This is a genomic window from Paenibacillus sp. BSR1-1, from assembly GCF_030403775.1.
In the GTDB taxonomy this organism is placed as follows: Bacteria; Bacillota; Bacilli; order Bacillales; family Cytobacillaceae; genus Neobacillus.
The window spans coordinates 63068-82859 of the sequence record NZ_JAQMWQ010000025.1 but is presented as its reverse complement, the minus strand read 5'-3'; the positions used below and the strand labels follow the sequence as shown (position 1 = coordinate 82859).

At 40.5% G+C, this 19792-nt stretch carries 21 protein-coding genes; 19 read left to right on the top strand and 2 right to left on the bottom strand.

The window, feature by feature from the left end; all coding sequences use genetic code 11:
• Nucleotides 1-777: 777 nt before the first annotated feature.
• From PH210_RS24815 to yodN, 12 genes are all read left to right on the top strand, one after another.
• The gene (locus PH210_RS24815) at nt 778-2133 is read left to right on the top strand and encodes an aspartate aminotransferase family protein (RefSeq protein ID WP_289989058.1); all 1356 of its coding nucleotides are present in this window, start codon (nt 778-780) and stop codon (nt 2131-2133) included.
• Nucleotides 2134-2826 (top strand): CoA transferase subunit A, encoded by a 693-nt coding sequence (locus PH210_RS24810; protein ID WP_289989057.1) that lies wholly within the window; start codon nt 2134-2136, stop codon nt 2824-2826.
• Nucleotides 2811-3476 carry a 3-oxoacid CoA-transferase subunit B gene (locus tag PH210_RS24805; protein ID WP_289989056.1) on the top strand — a complete coding sequence of 222 codons (666 nt, stop codon included), beginning with the start codon at nt 2811-2813 and terminating at the stop codon, nt 3474-3476. The genes PH210_RS24810 and PH210_RS24805 overlap by 16 nt, the downstream gene beginning before the upstream one ends.
• A gap of 28 nt (nt 3477-3504) precedes the next feature.
• Nucleotides 3505-4773 carry a peptidase gene (locus PH210_RS24800; protein ID WP_289989055.1) on the top strand — a complete coding sequence of 423 codons (1269 nt, stop codon included), beginning with the start codon at nt 3505-3507 and terminating at the stop codon, nt 4771-4773.
• Nucleotides 4766-6136: a 4-aminobutyrate--2-oxoglutarate transaminase gene (gene gabT / locus PH210_RS24795; protein WP_289989054.1), complete on the top strand. Its 1371-nt coding sequence runs from the start codon at nt 4766-4768 to the stop codon at nt 6134-6136. The genes PH210_RS24800 and gabT overlap by 8 nt, the downstream gene beginning before the upstream one ends.
• Nucleotides 6137-6183: 47 nt before the next feature.
• Nucleotides 6184-7620: an aldehyde dehydrogenase family protein gene (locus PH210_RS24790; RefSeq protein WP_289989053.1), complete on the top strand. Its 1437-nt coding sequence runs from the start codon at nt 6184-6186 to the stop codon at nt 7618-7620.
• A gap of 74 nt (nt 7621-7694) precedes the next feature.
• On the top strand, nt 7695-8549 hold the full coding sequence (gene ablB, locus PH210_RS24785) for a putative beta-lysine N-acetyltransferase (protein ID WP_289989052.1): 855 nt from the start codon (nt 7695-7697) through the stop codon (nt 8547-8549).
• Between the two features lie 63 nt (nt 8550-8612).
• Complete coding sequence (locus PH210_RS24780) at nt 8613-10007, top strand: sigma-54 interaction domain-containing protein (protein ID WP_289989051.1); 1395 nt, start codon at nt 8613-8615, stop codon at nt 10005-10007.
• 111 nt (nt 10008-10118) lie between these two features.
• Nucleotides 10119-11552, top strand: coding sequence for a lysine 2,3-aminomutase (gene kamA, locus PH210_RS24775; protein WP_289989050.1), 1434 nt, complete (start codon nt 10119-10121; stop codon nt 11550-11552).
• Between the two features lie 5 nt (nt 11553-11557).
• Nucleotides 11558-11836: a YokU family protein gene (locus tag PH210_RS24770; RefSeq protein ID WP_289989049.1), complete on the top strand. Its 279-nt coding sequence runs from the start codon at nt 11558-11560 to the stop codon at nt 11834-11836.
• Nucleotides 11837-11943: 107 nt separating this feature from the next.
• Nucleotides 11944-12171 carry a YozE family protein gene (locus PH210_RS24765; RefSeq protein ID WP_289989048.1) on the top strand — a complete coding sequence of 76 codons (228 nt, stop codon included), beginning with the start codon at nt 11944-11946 and terminating at the stop codon, nt 12169-12171.
• 318 nt (nt 12172-12489) lie between these two features.
• Complete coding sequence (yodN, locus tag PH210_RS24760; protein WP_289989047.1) at nt 12490-13185, top strand: germination protein YodN; 696 nt, start codon at nt 12490-12492, stop codon at nt 13183-13185.
• Between the two features lies 1 nt (nt 13186).
• Here the strand turns inward: yodN and PH210_RS24755 are convergent, their stop codons facing one another.
• The gene (locus PH210_RS24755) at nt 13187-13354 is read right to left on the bottom strand and encodes a hypothetical protein (protein ID WP_289989046.1); all 168 of its coding nucleotides are present in this window, start codon (nt 13352-13354) and stop codon (nt 13187-13189) included.
• Between the two features lie 139 nt (nt 13355-13493).
• Between PH210_RS24755 and PH210_RS24750 the strand changes: the two genes are divergently transcribed.
• The 5 genes from PH210_RS24750 to PH210_RS24730 all read left to right on the top strand — a co-directional run bounded on the left by PH210_RS24750 (nt 13494) and on the right by PH210_RS24730 (nt 16074).
• On the top strand, nt 13494-13667 hold the full coding sequence (locus PH210_RS24750; RefSeq protein ID WP_223593216.1) for a YozD family protein: 174 nt from the start codon (nt 13494-13496) through the stop codon (nt 13665-13667).
• Between the two features lie 173 nt (nt 13668-13840).
• Nucleotides 13841-14023, top strand: a complete 183-nt coding sequence (locus PH210_RS24745) for a hypothetical protein (RefSeq protein WP_289989061.1) — start codon at nt 13841-13843, stop codon at nt 14021-14023.
• A 4-nt stretch (nt 14024-14027) separates the two neighbouring features.
• Nucleotides 14028-14849 (top strand): serine/threonine-protein kinase, encoded by an 822-nt coding sequence (locus PH210_RS24740; RefSeq protein WP_289989045.1) that lies wholly within the window; start codon nt 14028-14030, stop codon nt 14847-14849.
• The gene (locus PH210_RS24735) at nt 14836-15606 is read left to right on the top strand and encodes a sporulation protein (protein ID WP_289989044.1); all 771 of its coding nucleotides are present in this window, start codon (nt 14836-14838) and stop codon (nt 15604-15606) included. Before PH210_RS24740 ends, PH210_RS24735 begins: the two co-directional genes overlap by 14 nt.
• Before the next feature lie 156 nt (nt 15607-15762).
• Complete coding sequence (locus PH210_RS24730) at nt 15763-16074, top strand: hypothetical protein (RefSeq protein WP_289989043.1); 312 nt, start codon at nt 15763-15765, stop codon at nt 16072-16074.
• Between the two features lie 209 nt (nt 16075-16283).
• Here the strand turns inward: PH210_RS24730 and yoyE are convergent, their stop codons facing one another.
• A complete protein-coding gene (gene yoyE / locus PH210_RS24725) occupies nt 16284-16412 on the bottom strand; it encodes a protein YoyE (protein ID WP_096911902.1) in 129 nt (42 codons plus the stop codon).
• A gap of 156 nt (nt 16413-16568) precedes the next feature.
• Between yoyE and deoD the strand changes: the two genes are divergently transcribed.
• Both deoD and PH210_RS24715 read left to right on the top strand, forming a co-directional pair.
• Nucleotides 16569-17273 (top strand): purine-nucleoside phosphorylase, encoded by a 705-nt coding sequence (gene deoD / locus PH210_RS24720; protein WP_289989042.1) that lies wholly within the window; start codon nt 16569-16571, stop codon nt 17271-17273.
• Between the two features lie 140 nt (nt 17274-17413).
• Nucleotides 17414-19606 carry a heavy metal translocating P-type ATPase gene (locus tag PH210_RS24715; protein ID WP_289989041.1) on the top strand — a complete coding sequence of 731 codons (2193 nt, stop codon included), beginning with the start codon at nt 17414-17416 and terminating at the stop codon, nt 19604-19606.
• Nucleotides 19607-19792 lie beyond the last annotated feature (186 nt).

Here is a 19792-nt window from a genome sequence, read left to right as displayed (position 1 = left end):
TCCTCTTTTCATTGTTTATCGTCGCTGAAAACAGTGTTGCCAAGAGTGAATAAAATGACTCTTTGTTTTTACACAATTATATGGACTTTATCCCATGGAACCCCTATGAGGACAGAAATCTATGAATTCCAAAGAAATTTGTCCGCATGAACCCTCCATGAGGACAGAATTTCTGAATTCCAAAGAAATTTGTCCGCATGAACCCTCCATGAGGACAGAATTTCTGAATTTCAAAGAAACTTGTCCGTATGAACCCTCCATGAGGACAGAAATCTATGAATTCCAAAGAAATTTGTCTGCATGAACCCTCCATGAGGACAGAATTTCTGAATTTCAAAGAAACTTGTCCCTATGAACCCTCCATGAGGACAGAAATCTATGAATTCCAAAGAAATTTGTCTGTATGAACCCTCCATGAGGACAGAATTTCTGAATTTCAAAGAAACTTGTCCGTATGAATCCTCCATGAGGACAGAAATCTATGAACTCCAAAGAAATTTGTCCGCAAGAACCCTCCATGAGGACAGAATTTCTGAATTTCAAAGAAACTTGTCCGTATGAACCCTCCATGAGGACAGAAATCTATGAACTTCCAAAAAATTTGTCCGCAAGAACCCTCCATGAGGACTATCTTCAAAAATATGTACAGAATCCTGACCTCATGGTGTCTGTTTTTTTTCCAAAACGATTACAAAATAAGATGAAAGAAACAAATAAATGTTTCATACAATTTCTATGAGGACTGACTTATTTTAAGAAGAAAGTGGTGTCCGCCCCATGGAGCGTTCTTTTTTAATTAAACCAATGCTTGATGAAACCTACCCAGTGATTGATTATGGCAAAGGGGTCTATTTATATGATAAAGAAGGAAAAAAATATTTGGATGCTTCGTCTGGTGCTGTTACAGCTAATATTGGCCACGGAGTAAGAGAAATTATTGACGCGATGAATGAGCAAGCCAATAAAGTTTCCTTTGTCTATCGCTCGCAATTTACCAGTGAAGCAGCCGAAAAGCTGGCTGAAAAAATTGCTGAGCTAACTCCAGAAGGGCTTAATTGGAGCTTTTTTGTTAACAGCGGCTCCGAAGCGACCGAGACAGCTATGAAAATGGCCATCCAATATTGGCAGGAAAAAGGAATTCAAACCAAAACAAAAATATTATCCCGCTGGGTCAGTTACCATGGAATCACACTTGGAGCCCTTTCGATGTCGGGGCATACAGGAAGAAGAGCAAGATTTGTTCCCCTCTTAGAAGAATTTCCCGTCATCCACCCTCCCTACTGTTACCGCTGTCCTTACAACCTAGAGGCGCCTTCCTGTAATTATTTATGTGCCCGCGAACTTGATACTGCTATTTCACGAATAGGAGCAGACAAAATCGCTGCTTTCATTGCTGAACCTGTGATTGGTGCCGCAGGCGGAGCCATCGCGCCGCCAAAGGATTATTTCAAACAGATAAAAGAAATATGTGAAGCCCATGATATTCTTTTTATCGCTGATGAGGTGATGACTGGGTTCGGACGTACCGGGACGATGCTTGCCTGTGAGCAATGGGGAGTTACCCCGGATATTGTTGCTTTAGGGAAAGGAATGGGGGCGGGCTACGCACCAATAGCGGCAGCCGTTGCTAGTGAAAAGGTAATGGAGCCGATTTTAGCAGGGTCCAAATCCGTGATGAGCGGTCATACCTTAAGCGCTAACCCCCAAACATGCGCCGTTTCCTTAGCTGTTCTGGAATATTTGGAAAAAAACGAGATTTTAAAAGAGGTAGATTGTAAGAGTACTTATTTAAAAAATCAGCTCGAAAAATTAAAGGGGCAATTTTCATTTATTGGAAACATTCGAGGTAAAGGGTTGCTGCTGGGAATAGAATTTGTTGAAGAAGAAAGCGCGAAAACTCCTTTTCCAAGAAGTGCACAAGTCACACAAAAAATCGTGACCCTTGCCAAAGAAAAAGGGCTGCTCATATATCCTGCAGGAGCGGGAATCGACGGTGTAAACGGTGATGCCATCATCGTGTCCCCACCATTAACAATCTCAAAAAGGGAAATCGAGGAAATTGCTGCACTATTAAAAGAAACATTTGAAGCATTTTCAAAGCAATTGAATCTAGGAATGGCTGGTGAAGCGTAAATGGATAATCCATTCGGCAAAATTACGGCGCTTGAGAATGTTATGGAATTATTCCATGACGGTATGACGTTGATGTTTGGAGGTTTTGGCGGGGTGGGATCTCCGCCGACCTTAATAGATGGAATATTGGAAAAAGGAGTTACTAACCTTACCTTAATTGGGAACGATACAGGGTTTCCGACTATAGGAATCGGCAAATTGGTCAAAGCAGAGCGAGCCAAAAAAGTAATTGCCTCTCATATCGGTTCAAACCCCTTTGCTGGCCAGCAAATGCACGAGGGAAAGCTTGAGGTTGAGTTTTCACCACAAGGAATCTTAGCCGAGAGAATCCGTGCAGGAGGCGTAGGTCTGCCGGCAATCCTTTCCGATATTGGCATGGATAATGCGATTGTGGCAAAGAATAAACCTCTTTTTACGCTAAATGGAAAAAACTATCTTGTTGAAACAGCCTTAACGGCAGAGGTTTCGATTGTGTTTGCGAAAAAAGCAGATGAGTACGGGAATTTGATTTATGACAAAAGTGCCCGTAACACTAATCCACTTGTCGCAATGGCAGGGGACATTACGATTGCGGAAGTCGAAGAAATTGTTCCATTGGGCAGCCTGGCCACGGATGAAATTATTACCCCGGGAGTGTTCGTCAATTATGTCATTCCGTCGAAGGGGGTGAATTGGAAATGGGCATGGGAGTAGATATTCGGAATCAAATGGCGAGAAGGGCATCTGAGGAAATTCAAAATGGAATGGTCGTGAATTTAGGAATCGGCATTCCCTCTCTTGTCCCCAACCATTTATCTAAAGAAACAAAGGTGATGTTTCATGCTGAAAACGGGATAACTGGCATGGGACCAAGTCCGAATAAGGGGGAAGAGGATGAAAATTTATGCAATGCCGGAGGATTTCCTGTCACCCTCACTTGCGGAGGTTCCTACACAGATAGTGCCATTGCCTTTGGGATGATCCGCAGAGGTAAAGTTGATATCACCATTTTAGGTTCCCTTCAAGTCAGCCAAAATGGCGACTTAGCGAATTGGATTGTACCGGGAAAAAAGGTTCCAGGAATGGGAGGTGCGATGGAACTCGCTCAAAAAGCCAAAAAAGTCATTGTGGTAATGAATCATAGTGATAAAAATGGCAGTCCTAAAATTGTTCCAGTCTGTACTCTGCCTTTGACCTCATCTAAGTGTGTTGATCTGATTATTACGGAAATGGCCGTTTTCAAAGTAACGGAAGATGGGCTTCTTCTGACCGAATTATTTGCGCCATATTGTTTAGAAAATGTCGTCACTAAGACCGGTTGTGAATTTAACATAAGTGAAAATATTCGTAGAATACCATACTAGCAAAATCTGGGCAAAAGGAGTGAATCACATGGAAAAAAATAAAGTCCGCATTAAGCAGTGGCTTAAGGAAAATCGCGCCAGGGGAGCACGATTGTTACAAATTCTTGTTCAAGAGGATAGTACAAGAGGAAATGAAAGCGGGACCCAGGCAATTGTAATCGAAAAATGCCGTCAGCTTGGCTTAACACTAGATATTTGGGAGATTGGCGGTGACGAGCTGAAGAAACATCCTGCCTATTGTTGTGACCGGGAAAGTTTCGAAGGAAATCCTAATTTAGTTGCCGTTCTAAAAGGTACAGGCGGAGGCAAATCTATCATTCTGAATGGACATATTGATGTGGTGCCGGTAGGAGATGTAAACAACTGGAAGCAGGATCCTTTTAGCGGAATGATAGAGTGCGGAAAGCTTTATGGAAGAGGAGCAACCGATATGAAAGGCGGGAATGTTGCTCTTATTATGGCAATAGAATCGTTAATTGCAAATGGAATAAAGTTAAAGGGGGATGTTATTTTTCAAAGTGTCATTGAGGAGGAAAGCGGCGGGGCCGGTACACTTGCTGCCGTACTCCGCGGATATCAGGCAGACGGGGCAATCATTCCGGAACCGACAAATATGAAAATATTCCCAAAACAGCAAGGGTCAATGTGGTTCAGAATTACCGTTAAGGGAAGGGCTGCACATGGGGGTACCAGGTATGAAGGTGTCAGCGCCATCGAAAAATCCCTGATCGTTATTCAAAGATTACAACAATTAGAGAAAGATAGAAATTCCAGGATATCCGATCCCCTATTCGAAAAAATTCCGATTCCGATTCCCATCAATATTGGAAAAATCAAAAGTGGTGATTGGCCATCTTCCGTCCCTGACACCGCAATCATCGAAGGAAGAATGGGAGTGTCTCCCGAAGAAACGATTCAAACTGCCCAAGTAGAAATGGAAACTACTTTGCAAGAATTAAACGAGAAGGATGAATGGTTCAGCGATAATCCATTACAAATTGAGTGGTTTGGCGGTAGATGGCTGCCAGGAAGCCTTGAGAGTGAGCATCCTTTGATAAAAGAGCTTACAAAGAGTTTCATAGAAGTAAAAGGAAATCAGCCGGTCATAGAGGCAAGTCCTTGGGGAACGGATGGAGGAATCCTATCTAATGTAGGGAATACTCCAGTGGTTGTCTTCGGGCCGGGAATTACGGAGACAGCCCATGATGCAAACGAGCATATTAATTTAGAGGATCTGTTTGCTGCTAGTGAGATTATTGCCTTTACTTTATTGGAATGGTGTGAAGTGGATGAGTAACAAAAAGGAAACAAAAAAGAGTTCTATTCAATTGAAAACAAAAATTCCAGGCCCGAAAGCAATTGAACTATTAGCAAGGAAAGAACACAATGTCCCAAAAGGGCCCTTTAATACTATCCCAACCTTTGCAGTAAAAGGGGAAGGAGCCTTAATTACGGATGTGGATGGCAACACCTTTATTGATTTTGCTGGTGCGATTGGCTCGTTAAATGTCGGTCATTGTCCGCCAAAAATCGTTGAGGCACTCCACCGCCAGATTGATGCCTATCTTCACCCGTGCTTTCACGTTATGATGTATGAACCCTATATTGAGCTCGCTGAAACGTTAAACCGAATTACTCCTGGGAATCATAAAAAGAAAACCTTCTTTTTAAACAGCGGAGCAGAGGCTGTTGAAAATGCGGTAAAAATAGCTCGAAAATATACCGGAAGGAAAGCGATCATCTCATTTGAAAGAGGCTTTCACGGACGAACCTATATGGCGATGTCCTTAACAAGCAAGGTTAAGCCATATAAATATGAGTTTGGTCCTTTTGCGCCTGAGACATATAAGTGGCCATACCCTTATTATTATCGCTCAGAATTTGACTCCCCGGAACAGTTAGATGCTGCACTTCTCCAGCGATTTGAAACCTTTTTCCAAAGTGAAGTTCCTCCGGAAGAAGTAGCGGCGGTGATCATGGAACCGGTACAAGGCGAAGGGGGATTTGTCTTTCCTTCGAAACGCTTTGTGAAAGGTGTCAAAGCTCTATGTGAAAAGCATGGAATTTTGTTTATTGCTGATGAGATTCAAACTGGATTCGGCCGAACTGGAAAAATGTTTGCCATTGAGCATTTTGATGTTGTACCGGATCTTGTAACGATGTCTAAATCAATCGCGGCTGGATTGCCGATTAGTGCAGTGACCGGACGAGCTGAAATTATGGATTCTCCAAACATAGGAGAAATTGGCGGCACGTATGGCGGCAGCCCGCTAGGCTGTGTTGCCGGGCTTGAAGTGGTGAAAACCATCGTGGAAGGAGACCTGTTAAGCCGCGCCGAAATCATCGGAAAATCCTTCCAAAACCGATTTGAAAAAATCAAAACTCATTATCCGCAAATTGGTGATGTTCGTCATCTCGGCGCAATGTGTGCCATCGAATTTGTAACGGATGCTGAATCCAAAACACCTAATAAAGACCTTGTTCAGGAAATCATTAAGATCGCCCATCAAAATGGACTTATTATCATGACAGCCGGATTATATGGCAATGTCATTCGCTTATTGACTCCACTTGTGATAACAGATGAACAGCTGGATGAGGGAATGGAAGTGTTAGAGAAAGCCATTCATCTTTGCTGTCAAAAAAGTAAGTCAATTTAAATCACTTTCTTTCAAATAGATTACTATAAAAGTGGTAAAGCAAGGGAATGGAGGATAATATTTTGAAACAATCACTATGGATTGGCGGAGAATACCGTCCTGCAGCAACCTATACTGAATTAAAGAACCCTTTTAATCTTGAGCATATTGCGGATATAGCAGTTGCCGGAAAGGACGATGTCCTGGATGCAATCGCGTCGGCAGATCAGGCTTCAGCAAAATTAGCAGCGCTGCCGGCATATGTCCGGGCGGAAATTTTAGAAAAAGTAGCAGGATTTCTAAAGGAAGAAAGGGAAGAATGTGCTAAAATCATTTCTCAAGAAGCAGCAAAACCGCTTAAAGCTGCCCGGGCCGAGGTGGACCGGACAATTATGACCTATACCTTCGCTTCCCATGAAGCAAGAAGAATCCATGGAGAAACAGTTCCGATGGATGCAGCCCCAGGCGGGGAAGGAAGGGTTGCTTTTACGGTTAGAGAGCCCATTGGTGTCATCGCAGCGATTACGCCATTCAATTTCCCTATGAATCTCGTTGCTCATAAAGTAGGACCAGCGATTGCCGCAGGTAATCCTGTGGTGTTAAAGCCGGCGAGCCAAACCCCGTTATCGGCTTATAAGATTGCTGAATTTTTTCACCGGGCAGGTTTGCCGCAGGGTGCCTTAAACGTGGTAACCGGAAGCGGACGCAGTGTCGGCGATATATTAATGAAAGACGACAGAATTAAGATGATCACCTTTACGGGAAGCCCTGAGGTTGGCAGATATATCCGGGAAAACTCGGGCTTAAAGCGAGTAACCCTGGAATTAGGTTCAAACTCTGCCGTAATTGTCGACGAAGGGGTCAACCTTGAAAAGATTATTCCAAGGATTGTAACAGGTGCGTTTTCCTACCAGGGGCAGGTATGTATTAGCATTCAGCGAATTTTTGTTCATGAAAATCTATTGGAAGCATTTACGGAGCAGTTCGTAGAAGAAGTGAAAAAACTAAAAACCGGGAATCCCTTAGATGAAGATACAGATATCTCTGCATTGATTTCAAGGGGAGATGTTATTCGTACGAAAGAATGGGTAGAAGAAGCAGTTGCAGGTGGTGCAGGGATAAAAATTGGGGGCAGTATTACGGATGGAATTTATCAGCCAACCGTTTTGGTCGATGTAGACACCAGCGCAAAGGTTTCTTGTGAAGAAATTTTTGCTCCGGTCGTTCATATCAATCATTTTAAGACAATGAATGAGGCCATTGAGATGGTCAATGACTCAAAATATGGCCTGCAGGCAGGGATTTTTACGAATGACATCCATTATGGACTTCAGGCGGCGAAAAGATTAGAAGTTGGCGGCGTTATGATTAATGATATTCCTACGTTCCGCGTTGACCAAATGCCTTACGGCGGGGTGAAGTTAAGCGGCATGGGCCGGGAAGGAATCAAATACGCCGTCGAGGAAATGACCGAATTAAAATTAATTAGTTTTAAGATGGAATAACATCACGATGTCTGGCTTAATTCTAGGCCAGACTTTTTTTCAAATAGCTTCATGGTGTTTAAGGAGGGGATCGAATGAATCAAACATCAGAAACGATTTATATGGAGGACAGTCATTTTTTCCTAGAGGTCTATTTGGACCCCTTTAATAAACGAATTCGTGTGGATGATTATCGGGGGAATTTGAACCTGATATTAGAAAAAACAGAAGAGCTTGTTAAAAAGTACCAAGCGGAAAAGCTAATATTTAAGGCGCGTACAGAAGATTCACTGAAATTACTCGAACATGCACTCCAGCCTGAAGCGGTCGTCGACCGTTATTTTCTTGGTTCCGATGCTCATTTTTTTTCAAAGTTTTATACACCAGAAAGAAAGAAAAACGAACATTGGATCACAGAAGATGGGATGGTCCACAGTATTTATCAATTAGATACATCGGTCGAAAAAGCGTTTCCTCCTAAAGAATATGAACTGAAAAAGGCAGACGAAAGCTATGCGGCAGAACTTGCTGCTCTGTATGGTCAAGTGTTTCAAATCTATCCCACTCCGATGCATGATCCGGAATATATTAAAAAGACCATGAAAGATGGAACGATTTATTATGCATTTTTTTTCCAGGGTAAAATCGTCAGCGCTGCCTCAGCTGAAATCAATGGGTTTTATAAAAATGCGGAATTAACAGATTGTGCAACCCTGACAGAACACCGGAAGTATGGATTAATGAAACTAATTCTTAAAGAGCTTGAGGCTGAATTGAAAAGAAAAGGAATCTTTTGTGCCTATTCGATAGCAAGATCTTTATCCTTTGGCATGAATGCTGTTTTATACCGGCTTGGGTATTCCTATAGGGGAAGGTTAATGAATAATTGCTATATCTATGACAAATTAGAAAATATGAATATGTGGGTAAAGAATCTGGCAAACTGCTAAATTTTCGGCTCAAGTATGACTATTTTTCGGCAGCTTATCCTACCAGAAAGGCAGGTGATATAAATGGCCCAATTAACCGCTTTAACGCAAGAAGTTCTAAGTGCCATTCTAAAAAGTATTGATGAAGGAATCCATGTGGTCAATACAGAAGGAAAAACGATTTATTATAACGAAGTGGCAGCAAGACATGACGGCATGACAGTAAAGGAAGTATTGGGGAAGCATTTATTTGACTCCTTTCCTTCCCTATCAGAAGAATCCAGTACTTTGTTAAAGGTCATAAAAACAGGAAAGCCAATTTACAATCAAACCCAGGTCTATATGAACTTGCATGGCACAAGAATTGATACCATGAATACGACACTGCCAATCTTTTTAGGCGAAGAAATCATCGGTGCCGTTGAAATCGCTAAAGATTATTCGCGAATGAAGATGTTTGCAGAAAGATTACTAGACCTGCAAAAAGGGTTAAATAGAAGCAGCAGGAAAAAGTCTGCCAAGCAGGTAAGGTATACCCTAAGGGATTTAATGACGGTAAATCCCAGCTTCAACAGATTGAAGGAGGAAGCGAAAAGATTAGCAAAATCGGATTCTCCCATTCTTGTTTACGGGGAAAGCGGCACTGGAAAAGAACTTTTTGTACAGGGCCTCCACCATGAGTCACTGCGCTCAGAAGGTCCATTTATAGCGCAAAATTGTGCAGCAATCCCCGAATCCCTGCTTGAAAGCATTCTTTTTGGTACAGTTAAAGGAAGCTATACTGGGGCAGTTGACCGAAAAGGCTTATTTGAGCTTGCTGATGGGGGCACTCTTTTTCTAGACGAGTTGCATACTATGCCGATTGAATTGCAGGCGAAGCTGCTTAGAGTGTTAGAGGATGGAATGGTTAGAAAGGTCGGGAGCTCGGAAAACATCCTTGTGGATGTTCGTGTCATTGCCGCGATGAATGTAAATCCAAATGAAGCACTACAAGAGCAGAAGCTAAGGTCTGACCTCTATTACCGATTAAATGTGTTCACCTTTTCCCTGCTTCCGTTAAGGGATCGAAGAGATGATATTTTGTTTTTAACAGAACACTTTATTAAGGAATTCAACGTTAAATTGACAAAAAACATAAAGGGTATAAACAATTCGTGTGAATCCTTATTTCTCGAGTATCACTGGCCCGGGAATGTACGCGAGTTAAAGCATTCGATTGAATACATGATGAATATCTCTGAAGCGGAATACCTGAGGGTCGAGGATTTGCCAATAATGCTGAAGCATCTTTCATCATCGGAGCAAAGTAGTATGGATTCAACTGGAGAGCTTTCACTTAGGAAAAATATTGAAAAGTTAGAGAAACGATTAATTAAAAATGCATTAGAGTTAAGTGCTGGAAATATCAATCAAGCTTCCAAGCTACTAGAGATCCCAAGACAAACATTACAATATAAAATTAAAAAAATACTAGACTGAGGCGCCGAATTTTCGGCGCTTTTATGTTCCTCCAAACGGGCGCTTCAGCTTTTAAGCATTGGCACGTTTCTTGCATATTAATAAGTAAAGGTCACGAATGGAGGAATTGTGATGAAACAATTTTTATATAAGCCAACAAGGCATTGGAAGGATATTGAGCTTTGGAAGGATGTTACCGAAGAACAGTGGAACGATTGGCTGTGGCAGCTGACAAATACGATTCGAACGTTAGATGACTTGAAAAAAGTTATTAATTTGACGCCGGATGAAGAAGAGGGAGTAAGAATTTCGACGAAAACAATCCCCTTAAATATTACACCCTATTATGCTTCCTTGATGAATCCAGATGACCCACGCTGTCCGATTAGAATGCAGTCTGTACCCATTTCAAAAGAGATTTATAAAACCAAGTATGACCTCGAAGATCCATTATACGAAGATGAAGATTCTCCCGTTCCTGGGTTAACCCATCGTTATCCAGACCGGGTGCTCTTTCTAGTAACCAACCAATGTTCCATGTATTGCCGCTATTGTACAAGAAGGCGCTTCTCGGGGCAAATTGGCATGGGTGTTCCAAAGAAGCAGCTGGATGCAGCGATTGGATATATCCGGCAAACCCCGCAGGTAAGGGATGTATTGATTTCCGGAGGGGATGGCCTGCTTATTAATGATAATATTTTGGAATATATTCTTAAGAACCTAAGGGAAATTGATCATGTAGAAATTATTCGGATAGGGACGAGGGCTCCGGTTGTATTCCCGCAGAGGATTACGGAAAATCTCTGTAATATTTTAAAAAAATATCACCCGGTTTGGCTGAATACCCATTTTAATACGTCGATTGAAATCACGGAGGAATCGAAACGTGCCTGTGAAATGCTCGCCAATTGCGGCGTTCCAGTTGGCAATCAGTCTGTAATTCTAGCAGGGATTAATGACAGCGTTCCAATTATGAAAAGACTGATGCATGACCTCGTGAAAATTCGTGTACGGCCCTACTATATTTATCAATGTGATCTTTCAGAAGGCATCGGCCATTTCCGTGCACCTGTTTCAAAAGGACTTGAAATCATTGAGGGATTAAGAGGACATACAAGCGGTTATGCAGTGCCTACTTTTGTCGTGGATGCACCCGGAGGAGGCGGAAAAATTGCCCTTCAGCCGAATTATTTAATTTCGCAAAGTGCGGAAAAGGTTGTCCTACGGAACTTTGAGGGTGTCATTACTTCGTATCCTGAACCAGAAAACTATGTCCCAGGAAGGGCAGAAAACTACTTTAAAGAGGTCTATCCAGACATGGAGGAAAAACGCTCCCTTGCCGGGATAGCGGGGATTATGAATGACCAGCACTTTAATCTCGTTCCTGAAGGATTATCAAGACTGAACCGCCGTAAGGATTACAATCAAGACCCTGAACATACATCGCTTAAAGATAAACGAAGCAAACGGGATGAATTGAAGGATAAGAAATATAAGGCACAAACCCAAAAAGAAAAGGAAAGTCATGAAACACCTAATTCCAGCAGTACGGCAGAGGGGGTTTAGGGCAAATGGTGTGTGAGTGGTGCAGCAGCCCAAATGTTAAAAAATTGACAGGTTCGGTTTATTGGGAAATCCCTGATGGAACACGGGCAATAGAAATCTCTGAGACGCCGACTCTCTCTTGTCCGGATTGTTCGATGGTCTATCAAAGTGAGCCGATAATAAAAGAAATTGAGAATCAATTATATTTAATTGATTGCCGTCAGGTTGGAAAAGTAATTACCTTTGAAGAATTAATGGCAATCCCGAGGCTATTAAAGAAAAATTACTTTGATTTCTCTTCCTAAAAGTAAGCAGCCTAAATATCGGACTGCTTTAGTTATGAAACTTTACGCTGCCAACTATATCCGTTATAGTATGGAATATAAATAAAACGGATTAGAAAGGCGTTATCATGAGTAAATCATTTTATCATTTCTTAATGAAATATCGGCACCCTTCTCCTAAGGACGCAATGAGCCTATTTGCGAATCATGCTTATTTAGATCATAGTTTTCCAAAAAATTCATCTGATTACCACGAATTAAGCTCGTATCTGGAAATGAATGGTCATTATTTGGAATCGATGTCTATATTTGATGAAGCCTGGCAGTTGTATATCATTTCGGAAAATAAAGCATAGCCTCTTTTAACATGGCTGTTGATTTGCGCTCCAGGCGCTTTGCTTTCCGCGGGCGTTCCGGGGAGCCTCCTCGGCGCTAAAGCGCCTGCGGGGTCTCCCCTGCACCGTACTCCCGCAGGAGTCTTCGCGCCTTCCGCTCCAATCAACAGTGTTAAAGAATTATCAATGGAAATTACATTGCCAATGCTTAAATATAAAATCGTCTCCTTGGTGGAGGCGATTTTTTCATTTTATAATTGTCATGCGCTTTTATAAATAGCTGCGCATATACTATCGTAAACAAAATTCACGACTAATCATTTGAGAGGATGGGAGGACATGACAAAACGAAAGAAACCGAAGTACAAGATCGGTGATACGGTCGTGATTACAATATATGGTACTGTTGGCAGAGTTACAGATGTAAAATGGCTCGACGGAAAGTATGTGTATGAAGTGAATAAGAGTGATGGGCTGTTTATTGAGGAAGCCTTACAATTACTCTCCGAATATGACGGCACGATTATGGAACAGGAGCAAATTGATATAGAATATAAATTTTTTATCGGTGATTTGGTTCAAGTAGCCGGTTATGGAGCAGATTTATTTAAAGTGGTTGGCTTCCGCACCGAAATTTGGCGCTATAAGGATGACGCATGGGAAGATGTTATCTATGAACTATCCAGAGTAAGTGATGGGGAGTGGCTTGAAGCAGGAGAAGAGGAACTGACGCTTGTGGCGGATGCGGAGAGTGCAGACACATTTATTCAAAAACTAGGACTCTTATACTTAGTGAATAAGCAAGAAAAACCAACAAAAAATCCTAATTTGCAAAACATGGTAAGGAAAGCGGAATTTGAAGAAATCGAGCGTAAAAAGGAAAAGAAGGAACTAATTGATAATTTGTTAGATATATTCAACGATTATCGAATACTATATGAATTATTTCATGATCAAGAATACTATCAAGTCATGCGGGTTATTCTCAGAAAATTAGAGAGCCTTGTAAGCAACGATGGCAAAAGCCATGTGTAGCCTATAACCGTGTTGCTGCAAACAGTAAATACAAAACAAAAGGGATTCCGGCCCACTTAATCAGAAAAAACATTCCACCGAGGAAGTTTTCCATCATTTGTACAGTTTGCCCATCTTCTTTGTTAACATCTTCCATCAATGCCTCAAACTTTGTTTGTAAATTTAACATAATATCACCTCATGTAGGATTCTTTACACTTCAACATATGCTTGTCCGATTAAAAAAAGACATGTTATCTTTTTTAATAAATTGAAATAGCATGAAAAGGCCATGTACATCATACATTCTGTAAAAAGGGGGCGATGCTATGAGAGAAATTGAAGTATTTATTGATACAGAAGAAATTGCCGAATTTTTCTTTCATGAGCTTGTAAAAAGGGGATACGTTCCTAGCGAAGAAGAATTGGAAGAACTCGCTGACATTACCTTTGAATATTTAATTGAGAAAAGTATCATCGACGAAGAAGTGCAAGATGAATAATAAACATGGAATGAAAGAAGGGATAAACCTCTTCTTAAAATAGATTAAGACGAAAGACGAGCATTCTGTGCTCGCTTTTTGTTTGATTCGATGAAAATGAATTATTTTTGAAATTGCGAAACCATTATATTTTTTTATCGTATATATTGGTACGAAGATGAGGAGGGATTGGAATGTTCAAAAAAATCCTTAAATCAATTATTAAAAGCAAGCTGAGCCATGGGCATCATAAATACAGCTCATCAAGCGATGCCTCGAAGAAGATGAACCATTATAATCACAACCAACTAGGGCACCATCATTATAAAAAGAAGCATAAAAGCGGCAGTTTTATGTCTAGTTTCTTTAGCAGTTAAATAAATGGTAAAAAAAATCACTTTATTATTTTCCAATCTTTTCGAAAGGCCGTTCTCTAAAGAAAAAATTCTGGCTGGCCGCTATCAGGTGATCAGCCATCTCGGCATGGGCAGTTATGGGCGCAGCTATCTAGTACTAGATTTAGTTACTCAAACTAAAAAGGTTTTAAAAGCACTTCGTCTTCACAAAAGAATAACCAAGGCTGGCAGACAAGGCTTTGAGTTAGAAAAAATATTATTAAATTCGATTGATAATCCAGGATTTCCAATGTATTTTGAGGACGGGACATATAAGAAAATCCCCTATTATACGATGGAATTTATTGACGGCAAGAATTTTGAACAATTAATTTTTGCTGAAAAGATGGTCATTCCTGAAAGAGAAGCGTTTAGGATTGCTTTCGAATTATTAGAACATATTGAATATCTGCATTGTCGTAATCTAATCCATCGTGATATCCGTATTCCTAATGTCATCTTAGATGGATCAAAGATTAGGCTGATTGATTTAGGACTTGCTAGACCCTTGACTTTTAAATACAAGGAGAAACGACGCAAACTGGATTTACGTAAAGAAGTAAACCAACAGGCGGATTTCTATGGTTTGGGCCATTTTCTTTTATTTTTGCTGTATTCCAATTTTACCTATCAAGAAAATACACCGGAAAAAAGCTGGGAAGAGGAATTGGATATATCGGATCAAGCAAAACGCATCATTCGCAGGCTCCTGCAAATCGATATAGCTTATGACAATTGCGCTCAAATAAAAGCTGATATTCAACAATTTATACTTAATCAAGGGAGAGAAAAAAATGTCGTTCTTTAACAAAGTATTTGCCAGTGTAGGGATTGGATCTGCAGCCGTAGACACAAAGTTAGAAAAGGATACGTATATGCCGGGAGAGACGGTTAAGGGAGTTGTAGAAATTAGAGGAGGCAAAGTGGAACAGCAGGTTGATGAGATTTATTTAGCATTAAACACAACCTATTTAAGAGAATCTGATGACCGGAAGTATACAGTCACAGCAACGATCGACCGTTTCCGCTTAACGACACCCTTTACCATTAGGTCAAATGAACGAAAAGAAATTCCGTTTACTTTCCAATTGCCCTATGATACTCCATTAACTATCGGCAGATCCAAGGTTTGGGTTTCGACTGGCCTTGATATTAAAGGTGGGGTCGATCCAAGTGATCAGGATCATTTAAAGGTGGTCCCTAATCCGTTGATGTCTGCTGTATTTAATTCCGTTGATAATCTGGGCTTTAGAATTAGGGAAGCTGATTGTGAAGAGGCACCAAGAAGGTTGCGGGGACGCCTTCCTTTTGTTCAAGAATTTGAATTCGTTCCTACTTCCGGACCCTTCCGCGGCAGTTTAGATGAACTTGAAGTTGTTTTCTTTCCAGCAGGTAATGGTGCCTTGGATATAATGCTCCAAGTCGATCGCCGTGCTAGAGGTTTATCAGGTTTATTCTCTGAAGCAATGGGAACAGATGAAACAAATGTGCGTTTAACGGTTACAAATGCAGAAATTCCATATTTAACACAAAAAATTCAAACGGTTATCGGCCGTTATTCCTAAGCATTCTTTGTCATTTCGCTATTATTTCACATGAATCAGCGGCAAATAAGTAAAAAAAGTAATTTTCGACAAAAAAAGAGGAATTTCTTAGAAGGATTCGACAAAGGTTGTGGCTAATTATTAGAATATAAAATTAATTCTAATAATTGGAGGCATATGATGATCAAAGTATTAACTAGAAGAGCAAGTATTCAATATGATGTGACGATCTTTCAAACTCCAAAATACCGGGAAAATAAAGGTCATAAAGAGGTATATCGTACATCGATTAAAGCGAATAGCAGAGAACATTGTTTACAGGAGACGTTCAGCTGCTTTAATGTGACGGACAGAATCCCAGCTGATTATACAGGGAGATTTCTAACGACTGGGGATATTATTCTAATCGATGAAGGCCGCGGCGGTCAGTACTACTATCAATTAAAGCCTGGCGGCTGGTTCCCAATTAATCGAATAATGCTTCTCTAAATAAGGCTCTTTTCGTAAACTTTGTTGCTTTGCAAATTCTTAAGGGGCATTTACAAGGTTTCTAGGCAATTTTCGCAAATGGCTTTTACGAAAAGATGCCACGATGGTTCTAGTTATACGGGTTGATAAACTTATACGAGAAACAACAATCCTTGCGAAAATGGCCATAAATAATGTCAAAACCTAAGGAAATCATCCTTAGGTTTTTTTTAGCTTTTGCGGCCGCCAGAAGCATTATGTTCCTTCGCATGTGCCTCGTGTTCAGCTACGATTGCTTCTGCAGGGATATGATTATTTTTCTTTTGTCCATTTATGCGGCTTCGATGTTTCTTTCCCAAAATACTCAACCTCCTTTTAATTCTAGAAATAGCATCCCACAAAATTAAAATTTCATGTCCGTTTCTGATTTACCTTTTCTAGTGAAAATTGTTTATGTTATAGTGTCTATGGTGCAGAATAATAACTGTACTATTTATTGTTAGGAGGATTTTGAAATGAGCGTGCATATTGGTGCGAAAGAAAACGAAATTGCGGAAACGGTTTTGCTTCCTGGAGATCCGCTTCGTGCAAAATATATTGCAGAAACGTTTTTAGAAGATGCAAAATGCTATAATGAAGTTCGAAATATGTTTGGCTATACTGGTACATATAAAGGAAAGAGAATTTCTGTTCAGGGAACTGGAATGGGGGTTCCTTCCATATCCATTTATGTAAATGAATTGATGCAAAGCTATAATGTTCAAAATTTAATACGAGTTGGAACCTGTGGAGCCATTCAAAAGGATGTTAAGGTACGCGATGTCATTCTTGCTATGACAAGTTCAACTGATTCCAATATGAACCGTCTAACATTTGGTCATGTTGATTTCGCACCATGTGCAAGCTTTGATTTATTGAAGAAGGCCTATGATAGTGGTTTAGAGAAAGGGCTAAATTTAAAAGTGGGGAATATTTTTACCGCTGACTCCTTCTACAACGATAATGCTGAACTAGAAAAATGGGCGAAATATCAGATTTTAGCGATTGAAATGGAGACAACCGCACTATATACATTAGCAGCTAAATTTGGACGTAAAGCGCTTTCTGTTTTGACAGTAAGTGACCATATTTTGACAGGTGAAGAAACAACTGCTGAAGAAAGACAATTAACCTTTAACGATATGATTGAAGTGGCTTTAGAAGCAGCCATAAAAGAATAATATTCATACGCCTCTTCCGTAAAAGGAGGAGGTTTTTGTTTTTATGGAGAATTTATTATAAAGCAACAAACTAATGAAAGTGACAAATATCATCGAAAAACATAGGATGCCAGGGTACTGTATTAATTGAGGTGAACAAAATGAAAGAGCAGCTAAAGTTAGATATATCAGGGATGACCTGTGCGGCATGTTCAACGAGAATTGAAAAGGTTTTAAATAAAATGGACGGCGTCGAGGCAAATGTAAATTTAGCCATGGAGAGTGCAGCTATTTCTTATGAGACTGAGCTGGTTTCTAGTGATGACATTATCGCAAGAATTGAAAAAATTGGCTATGGAGCCAAGGAGAAAATGCAAAGAGAGGAAAAAAGACAGTTAAAAGAAGAAGAAATAAAACATAAGAAGCAATTATTAATTCTTTCTATTATTCTTTCTTTTCCGCTACTCTATACCATGCTTGATCACGTACCAGTGGAACTCAACCTGCCCATGCCACACCTCTTGATGAATCCATGGTTTCAATTAATCTTGGCAACACCTGTCCAATTTTATATAGGAGGACCATTTTATATTGCCGCTTTTAAAGCATTGAAAAATAAGGGAGCGAATATGGATGTTTTAGTGGCACTGGGAACCTCTGCTGCTTATTTTTATAGCCTTTTTGAAGGTTTAAAAACGCTTGAAAATCAACAATACTCCCCTCATCTTTATTTTGAAACTAGTGCCGTGCTTATCACCTTAATCCTGCTTGGCAAATTATTTGAAGCCATGGCAAAGGGAAGAACAACGATTGCAATCTCCAAACTGCTAAGCTTGCAGGCAAAGGAAGCTATCGTTATTCGTGAAGGGAAAGAGTTTAAAATTCCAATAAATGAAGTTAAGGTGTCAGATCTTTTATTAGTGAAACCTGGAGAAAAGATCCCGGTTGACGGAGAAGTAATCCAAGGCAAAACGTCAGTTGATGAGTCAATGATCACAGGTGAATCTATCCCTGTGGAAAAATCACCGGGTGATACGGTGATCGGTTCGACCATAAATAAAAATGGAACAATTACAGTGACCGCTGTAAAGGTGGGAAAGGATACAGCGCTCGCAGGAATTATCAAAATCGTTGAGGAGGCTCAAGGAAATAAGGCTCCAATACAACGGATTGCTGATATTATATCTGGGTACTTTGTCCCTGTTGTAGTTACCCTATCATTCCTTACATTTTTTATTTGGTACCTGTTTATTAATCCCGGGAATATTCCAACTGCATTAGAAACATCCATCGCAGTTCTCGTCATTGCCTGTCCGTGTGCGCTTGGATTAGCTACTCCAACCTCCATCATGGTTGGCACTGGTAAAGGAGCGGAAATGGGTATTCTTTTCAAAGGCGGAGAACATTTAGAAGCAGCCCATAAAATTGACACAATTGTTCTGGACAAAACAGGAACGATTACAAAGGGACAACCAATCGTTACGGATTTTATCGCCTACCGGGATGAAAAGAAAGTCCTCCAATATCTTGTTTCTGCTGAGAAGTCTTCTGAGCATCCACTTGCAGAGGCGATTGTTAAGTTTGGAATGGAGAATAGGACAAGTACTCTACCTGTTAAAAAATTTGCAGCCATTCCAGGTTATGGGATTGAAGCGAAAATTGGCTATGAGGAAATATATATCGGCACCCGCAAGCTTATGAATCTAAAAAGAATCCCCTATTTAGAGGTGGAACATGACCTTCACCGGTTTGAGAACGAAGGAAAAACTGCAATGTTTATTGCCATTAATTCCACCATTATGGGTGTCATAGCTGTTGCAGATACCGTCAAAGAGAATGCAAAAACGGCAGTCGAGCAGTTACATCATCTTGGGATTGAGGTCTTTATGCTGACTGGTGATAATGAACGGACAGCAAAAGCAATTGCTGTCCAGGTAGGAATCCAAAAAGTAATTGCGGAGGTCTTACCTGAGGAAAAGGCTAATCATGTTAAAGAACTTCAGCAAAAAGGAAGAAAGGTTGCGATGGTTGGTGATGGAATAAATGACGCGCCTGCCCTTGCCGTTGCCGATATTGGAATCGCAATTGGAACAGGGACCGATGTGGCCATTGAAGCGGCCGATATCACCATATTAGGCGGGGAATTGACCTTGATTCCAAAAGCGATTTCATTAAGCCAAAGGACAATAAAAAATATCCGCCAAAATCTCTTCTGGGCTTTAATATATAACACCGGGGGCATTCCAATCGCGGCAATGGGTATGTTGGCGCCATGGGTTGCAGGTGCTGCTATGGCGTTTAGTTCAGTCTCCGTAGTAACAAATTCACTTCGTTTGAAAAGAGTAAAGATTTAATGATAAGAAATATGTTAACGGCACCTTCCTTTTGGCAGGTGCTTTTTTAAAGCTTTTAATCCTTTGCTCTATTTTCTTTACTTTTTCTTTGTTAATTTTATTAAAAAGATGTTATTCTAAACACTAAGGGTTAAAATTAATAATGCTTATTTTTTATGGTTAATGAAAGTGGTGAAGGCTTTGGAA